The sequence below is a fragment of the Nocardioides alcanivorans genome (assembly GCF_021555175.1).
GTDB lineage: Bacteria > Actinomycetota > Actinomycetes > Propionibacteriales > Nocardioidaceae > Nocardioides > Nocardioides alcanivorans.
This window is the reverse complement of the sequence record NZ_JAKGRW010000009.1, coordinates 190,576-197,213: the sequence shown is the minus strand read 5'-3', so window position 1 is coordinate 197,213 and position 6,638 is coordinate 190,576. Positions and strand designations below refer to the sequence as shown.

6 protein-coding genes are annotated in these 6,638 nt (G+C 69.5%); 3 read left to right on the top strand and 3 right to left on the bottom strand.

Features of this window, described 5'->3' with window-relative positions:
* The 3 genes from L1066_RS05630 to L1066_RS05620 all read left to right on the top strand — a co-directional run.
* Positions 1 to 1,185, top strand: a 1,185-nt coding sequence (locus tag L1066_RS05630) for a CoA transferase (protein WP_235735376.1), incomplete at its 5' end; no start/stop codon positions are given.
* Positions 1,107 to 1,901 carry a CoA transferase gene (locus L1066_RS05625; RefSeq protein WP_235735381.1) on the top strand — a complete coding sequence of 265 codons (795 nt, stop codon included), beginning with the start codon at positions 1,107 to 1,109 and terminating at the stop codon, positions 1,899 to 1,901. The genes L1066_RS05630 and L1066_RS05625, both read left to right, overlap by 79 nt.
* Positions 1,898 to 2,689 (top strand): enoyl-CoA hydratase/isomerase family protein, encoded by a 792-nt coding sequence (locus tag L1066_RS05620; RefSeq protein ID WP_235735375.1) that lies wholly within the window; start codon positions 1,898 to 1,900, stop codon positions 2,687 to 2,689. The genes L1066_RS05625 and L1066_RS05620 overlap by 4 nt, the downstream gene beginning before the upstream one ends.
* A 6-nt stretch (positions 2,690 to 2,695) precedes the next feature.
* Here L1066_RS05620 and L1066_RS05615 read toward each other — a convergent pair whose 3' ends face one another.
* The 3 genes from L1066_RS05615 to L1066_RS05605 form a co-directional block, all read right to left on the bottom strand.
* Positions 2,696 to 3,472 (bottom strand): IclR family transcriptional regulator, encoded by a 777-nt coding sequence (locus tag L1066_RS05615; RefSeq protein ID WP_235735380.1) that lies wholly within the window; start codon positions 3,470 to 3,472, stop codon positions 2,696 to 2,698.
* A gap of 2 nt (positions 3,473 to 3,474) precedes the next feature.
* Entirely contained in the window at positions 3,475 to 4,800 is a 1,326-nt protein-coding gene (locus L1066_RS28420) for a M20 family metallopeptidase (protein WP_249224278.1), read from the bottom strand.
* Between the two features lie 837 nt (positions 4,801 to 5,637).
* Positions 5,638 to 6,633 carry a quinone oxidoreductase family protein gene (locus L1066_RS05605; RefSeq protein ID WP_235735373.1) on the bottom strand — a complete coding sequence of 332 codons (996 nt, stop codon included), beginning with the start codon at positions 6,631 to 6,633 and terminating at the stop codon, positions 5,638 to 5,640.
* Positions 6,634 to 6,638 lie beyond the last annotated feature (5 nt).

The window sequence follows — 6,638 nt, the reverse complement described above, 5'->3', positions numbered from 1 at the left end:
GCGGCGGCGGGAGGGATGGCATGGCTCGGCGGCGACCCGGGGTCCGCGCCCACCCCTCCGCCGCGCGACCAGGCCACCCAGCTGGCAGGTGCCCACGCTGCCATCGCCGCCCTGCTCGCGGTCTTCTCCCGTCGACGCACCGGTCAGGGTCAGTTCGCCGAGATCTCCGTGCAGGAGGCCGTCGCGGCCACTCTCGAGACCGGTGCGATCTCCTGGATCCACGCCGGCACGACCCCCGGTCGGACCAGCGGCGTCTACGCTCACGTCGCCCACCGTGTCTTCCCCACCGCGGACGGGTACGTCGCTGGCGGGTACTCGGGATCGAACCGGATGTGGGACGACCTGCTCGCCTGGATGGTCGAGGAGGGCGAGGCCGAGGACCTGGCCGACGAGATCTGGCAGGACCCGATCCATCGCTGGACGCACCGGGAGTACGTCGACACGGTGGTCGCTGCCTTCTCGAAGCGTCGCAGCACGGCGGTGATGGCAGCGGCTGGTCGGGAGCGCTCGCTCCCGTGGGCAGCCGTCGCCACCGCCTCCGACCTGCTGGACAACCCCCAACTCCGGCACCGGCAGTTCCTCGTCGACATCGAGACCGACGACGGCACCGTACGTGACGTCGGCTTTCCCTACGAGTCCCCAGCGCTCTGTCGTCCCGTGCGGTTGACGGCACCACGTGAGGTCGACGTCGACGTCACGTGGTCATGCCCCGCCGCAGCGATGACCATCCACCGTGCCGCCGGAACCAGCCGCGACACCTCGCCGCGGGCCCTGTCCGGGGTCCGCGTCCTCGATCTGACCTGGGTCCTCGCTGGCCCCTACGTCACCCGGACACTCGGCGACCACGGTGCCGAGATCATCAAGGTCGAGTCACGACATCGACAGGATCCGACTCGGTTCTCGCCGGGGATGCGGCTGCGTCCCGAGGCTGGTCCCGACGACTCCGGCTACTTCCTCAACTTCAACCGCAACAAGCGGAGCCTGGCGCTCAACCTGCGGAGCGAGGAAGGCCCGGCGCTGCTGCGTGAACTCGCGGCCCAGGTCGACGTGATCGTCGAGAACTTCTCCCCGGGACCCTCGCCAAGTGGGGTCTCGGTTGGGAGCAGCTGCGCGAGCTCAACCCGCGTGTCGTGCTGGTGTCGATGGCAGGAGTCGGCTCGGACGGGCCGTGGCGGAGGGCAGTGACCTTTGCCGACACCCTTGCCGCGATGTCCGGACTCACCCACGAGACGGGCCAGCAAGGACATGCACCGCAGGGCCTGACCTTCGGGCTGGGCGACATGGTCGCCGCGAACGCCGCGACCCTGGCCACCCTCGAGCACCTCATCCGCGAACAGGGCGGCCACGTGGGCCTGTCCCAGTTGGAGGCCATGTCGGCCCACCTCGGTACGGCGCTCATCGAGACCCTGCTGCCCGCCGAGGCGACGGGCGAGGGCGCCACCGCCGGTCCACTGACCCTTCGCACCTCCGGCGAGGACCGTTGGCTGACCGTCGGGGTCACGACCTCCGCACACTTCACGGAGGCCGTGGCGGCCGTCGTCGGCGACAGCACTGACGATCCCGTCCTGGCGCTCACCACGACGGCCGCGAGGTCCGACGGGGACGCGCTGGCCGCCGCCCTGCAGCAACAAGGTGTCCCGGCGTACGCCGTGAGGGACGGCCGAGACCTGGTGGCCACCGATCCGCAGCTCGCCGCGCGCAACTTCTACCCGGTCCAGCAGCATCCGCTGGCCGGCGAGGTGCAGGTCGAGGGAATCGTGGCCCACCTCTCGACGACCCCCGCCCGGATCGTGTCGCCCGCGCCGCTCCTGGGGCAGCACACCGACGAGCTGCTCGAGGAGATCCTCGGCCTCGACCACGACCGCATCCGCCACCTCCACGATCTGGGAGTCCTCGAATGAGCCTGACCGACAGTCCCACCGCCGACCGCGGCTTCCGTTTCGAACGCGAGGGCGACGTCGCCACGGTGACCCTCGCCAACGGTCCCGCCAACACCGTCGATCCCGGGCTGATCGAACGTCTCATCGAAGCGTTGCCGGAGCTCACCGAGGATGCGAGCGTCCGTTGCATCGTCATCCGGGGCACCGGCCGCATCTTCATCGGAGGCGCCGACATCCGGGTCATGCGCCAACTCGACCCGGAGATCTATCGGGCGATGCGTCGCTGGATCGAGGTGCAGGCAATCCTGGAACTCGCTCCCAAGCCGGTCATCGCCGCGCTCAACGGTCACGCACTGGGCGGCGGTGCCGAGCTCGCCCTTGCCTGCGACCTGCGGATCCTGCACGCGCGGGCGACCTTCGGGTTCCCGGAGAGCAGGCTGGGGATCTTCCCCGGCGCCGGCGGTTCCCAGCGGCTACCTCGCCTGGTGGGCCCCCACCGGGCGAAGCGGCTGATGATCGACGGCACCCGACTCAATGCCGAAGAGGCACGAGCACAAGGCCTCGTCGACCTGGTCGCAGGCGACGACTTCGACGAGGTCGTCGCCGCTGAGGCGCGCCGACTCGCCGCACTCCCCACCGCCACGATCGGCCTGATCAAGCAGGTCGTCACCGAGGGCCTCGACCTCCCGCTCGGCGATGCGCTCGAACTCGAAGGACGTTACGTCCGGGCGAACCTCGACCTGGCCGACGCAGCCGAGGGCCTGCAGGCCTTCCTCGACAAGAGGGAGGCGCGCTTCACCGGCCGCTGAGGCGGATCAGTTGAGCATCGACGAGCGCGACAGCCGGCTCGTGGTCGCCAATAGTGCGTGGGCAAGCTTCGGAACGTCGGCGCGGAACGTCGGCGCGACGATGGAGAGCGCGCCCAGCAGGAAGTCACTGCTGCTGAAGATCGGGACGCCCACCGAGCAGTAACCCTGGGCGACCTCTTCCATCTCGGTGGCGTAGCGGTTGATGCGGACCTTGCTCAGCTGCTCGACCAAGAGTCCCGGAGCAATGGTGGTCGAGGGCGTGAGCCGGGCGAGTTCGCCGGCCAGCACTTCCTCCACGACGGACGCGGGTGAGTAGGCCAGGATCGCCTTGCCGCTGGAGGTGCAGTGGAGCGGGGCCCGGCGCGCAATCCGCGACGGTCGCGCGGCCTGTGGTCCGCTGGCGATCTTCTCGAGGCAGAGGAGTTCCATGCCGTCGCGGACATAGAGCAGCACCACTTCCTTCGTGGTGAACTGGAGGCTCTCCATGAACGGTCGAGCCGCATCCCGGAGCACCCGGTAGCGCGGCACCCGTGATCCGAGCTCGAAGGCACGCATTCCGAGTCGGTACTCCTGGCCCGATCGCTCCAACATGCCCCAGTCCAGCAACTCCTGGGCGAGCCGGTGCACCGATGCCTTGGAGATGCCCGTGCGACGCGACAGCTCCGACAGCGACAGATCCACGTCGTCGAGGCGGAAGGCCTCCAGGATCAGCCGGACCTTGCCCAGCACACTGTTGGCCCCCTGCCCGAGGCCTTCACCGTAGGGACGGGCCTGGCTCGCCATGATCACCCGTTCTTCCTCGTCTCGGCGCCGCCACGCAAGGTCAACGTCGTCCTCACCAAGACCTCCACCAGTCTACGCATCTCCTGCACATCGACGATGTTCATGCCGAGCGTGAAGTCGACTGGCCCACCGTCCGGCGCCTTCATCACCTTCGGCATGCCCACCCGAGCCGTTGGAACTCCCCGAAGGCGCAAGATGTTGGCGTCCGTCGCACCGCTGTTGGCGAGGATCAACTCATGGGATCGACCGGCCACCCGCTCCCAGGCTTGGGTGGTCGCACGGACGATCTCGGAGTCTCGAGCAGTCCGGGTCCCGGGTACCGCTGCGATCTGCCTGGCCCGGATCGGCACCTCCAGCTCTTCCGAGAGTGCTCGCAGTTGCGCCCGCACCTCCCGGACCACCTCCGGCGCCGTCTGGTCCGGGGTCATCCGCACATCGAGGCGCAACCGCACCGACGCCGATGTCGAGGCGGCAAGCCGCTCGAAGCCACCGACCACCGAGGAGACGACACCTTGCGGTCGCATCGAACCGACCTCATGTGCTCCGGCGTACTCGTCGAACCAGGTCTCGAGCCGCTCGATCACCGCGGCTGCGACAGCGGTGGCGTTGCGATAGGGCAACCGGTCCCGGCTACCCACGTAGCTGTGCAGTCCGGGGACCTCGACATCGATCCAGACCAGTCCGACCTCCTCGTGGGAGACGTTCCACCCCGGCTTGGCGATCACCGCGTGGTCGGTCGTGAACCCGCGCTCGAGCAAGAAGGTGGCACCGACTCCGTGCCCGGTGTTCTCCCTGCCGGACACGCCGGCCCCGGGTACGGCGAAGCTCGGCATCCCACCCGCGCCGAACCCGGCTACGACGTCACCGGGCAGGGGCACGCCGCTGCGAGACAGTGCCTCGACCGCCACCATGATGGCGGCCACGTGCCCCTTCGGATTCCCCGCTGCGAGGCCGACGACCAGATCGTCGTACACCTTCGCCTGCGGCAACATGTCGGCACGCATCGTCGAACCGGCCCATGGCAGGTCCAGCGCCGGGTCCCCGGTCGTGAAGGTGTCCAGCGGTGCGTAGAGCAGCAGGGACTTCCCGTCCTCCGGACCCCTCAGCACACCCGCCGCGTTCGCCTGACGGTCATCGATGACCTGTGCCGAAGCGTTGAGCCCCACCGCGCCGAGCCGGCCGGCGATCCACTCCGAGATCGGCCGTTCAGCTCCCGTCGGGCTGGGGATGTCGACCAGGCCGCACACCGTCTCGAGAAGGCGGTCTCGCGTGGCCTCGGCCATCACCGCGCCGACAAGGTCCTCGTGGTCGCGCTGGTCGGTGGTCATCAAGCCCCTCCGCCGCGGCCCTGGCGGCGACGCTGCTCCGGAAGTGCACGCGAACCTCCGGCAGGTCGCCGATGCGGGCCGAGAACGAGTCACCTTCCGTGATCGGCACCATCGGCCCCAACGAACCGGCCAGCACCAGCATCCCGGCGCGCAGCGGGTTCCCTTGACGGCTGGCCTCCCTGGCCAACCACGCCAGGCCACGTAGTGGATCGCCCATGCAGTTGTCACCGCCGCTGCCGGACGAGACGACCCCGCCACCGCAGCGCAGCTCCATCCGGAGCATCCGCAGGTCCCAGTCACCCAACGGCCGACTCTCCGGGGAGAGCACGAACATCCCACTCGACGCGTTGTCGGCGATGGTGTCGACGGCGGAGATGTCCCACCCGCTGATGCGGCTGTCGACGACCTCCAGGGCGGCGTAGACCGCACCTACCGCAGCGCGCGCCTGCTCGGCGTCCACGTCCGGTCCGTCCAGGTCGTCTGCCAGCCTGAAGGCGATCTCCGCCTCGACCAACGGCTGCAACAGGCGGCGGAGGGGAACCACGCCGTCATGGGCCACTTGCATGGTGTCCATCAACGTGCCGATCGTCGGCTCTGCGACCCCGAGTTGCGCCCGCACCGCAGAAGACATCATGCCGAGCTTGTGGCCGACCACCCGGGCACCGCTGATCTCTGCGAGCGCGGTGACGTGCCATTGCACCGCATACGCTGCGTCCAGAGCGTCGACACCGATCAGATCGCGAATCGGACGACACGGCCTGTTCGTCGTCTGGGCGTGCCGTAGCCGCTCAGCTGCCTCGACGACTGCCGGGTCCAAGGCACTCGCCCCGGGGGTGCTCACGGCGTCTCCTCCGGCACCAACACGGCGCGGCCCTGCAGCTTCCCGGCGCCGAGCAGTTCGAGGGCGCGCGGGGCCTCCTCGAAGGTGAACCTCTCCACCCCCAGGGTCACCTCTCCGCTCACGAGCAGCGGCATCAGTCGGTCGGCGAGCTCTCTTGCCTCGCGGTCGCGGCGGATCATGTTGACCGGCAGGAGCGCCACGTCCTGGAGCAACCAGTTGGGCAGGTCGAGCGTCACGTCGGCGCCGGCGACGTAGCCGATGCTGACGGCTCGACCACCGGGGCGGATCCATCGGCACCGATCGCCCAGGCCAGACCCGCCGAGCGTGTCGACCAGTAGGGAACCCGGTCGCTCCTCGGCAAGCCGGGCCGCATGCTCGGCATCGTGTGCAAGCACCGCCTCGACGCCCGGCGGAAGCGTCTCCGCTTGGGCCTCGTCGGCGACGACACCCAGCACGGTCGCTCCGTCGCGCAGGGCCAACTGGGTGACCATCGAGCCAACCGCACCGGCGGCTCCGCCGACCACCACGACCTCGTCAGTCGATGTCTCGATCCCCGCGAGTCCCCACTGTCCCAACTTCCCGACACTGTGCAGGCCAACCGCGGCGGTGGTCAACGGGACGAAGAACGTGGCGCCGATCTCTGCCGGCATGCCTTCGGGAAGCACCCGGAGATGCTTGTCCGACGCGACCACGAACTCCGCCCAGGTGCCGTTGCGCTTCAATCCGAGTCCGCCGCCGCGCAGCATGACCAGGTCTCCGGCATTCATCGAGTCCGACTCGACGACGACGCCGCACCCCTCGACGCCACCGACGTACGGCAGGTCCGGCTTGATGCCGAAGTCGCCGCCGGCAACGGTCCGGTCCAGGTGCGCCACCGCGGCGGCCTCCACCCGCACCAGCGTCTCCCCGTCGCCCCGCTCCGGGCGCTCCACCTCGTCGACGACGGGAGGGACGCCCCAGCCGTGGACCCGAACGGCCCGCATCGTCACCATGCGCC

Coding starts and splice junctions, on each gene's coding strand:
- L1066_RS05620 (WP_235735375.1), top strand. CDS start 1,898: ATGAGCCTGACCGACAGTCCCACCGCCGACCGCGGCTTCCGTTTCGAA.
- L1066_RS05615 (WP_235735380.1), bottom strand. CDS start 3,472: ATGGCGAGCCAGGCCCGTCCCTACGGTGAAGGCCTCGGGCAGGGGGCC.
- L1066_RS28420 (WP_249224278.1), bottom strand. CDS start 4,800: ATGACCACCGACCAGCGCGACCACGAGGACCTTGTCGGCGCGGTGATG.
- L1066_RS05605 (WP_235735373.1), bottom strand. CDS start 6,633: ATGGTGACGATGCGGGCCGTTCGGGTCCACGGCTGGGGCGTCCCTCCC.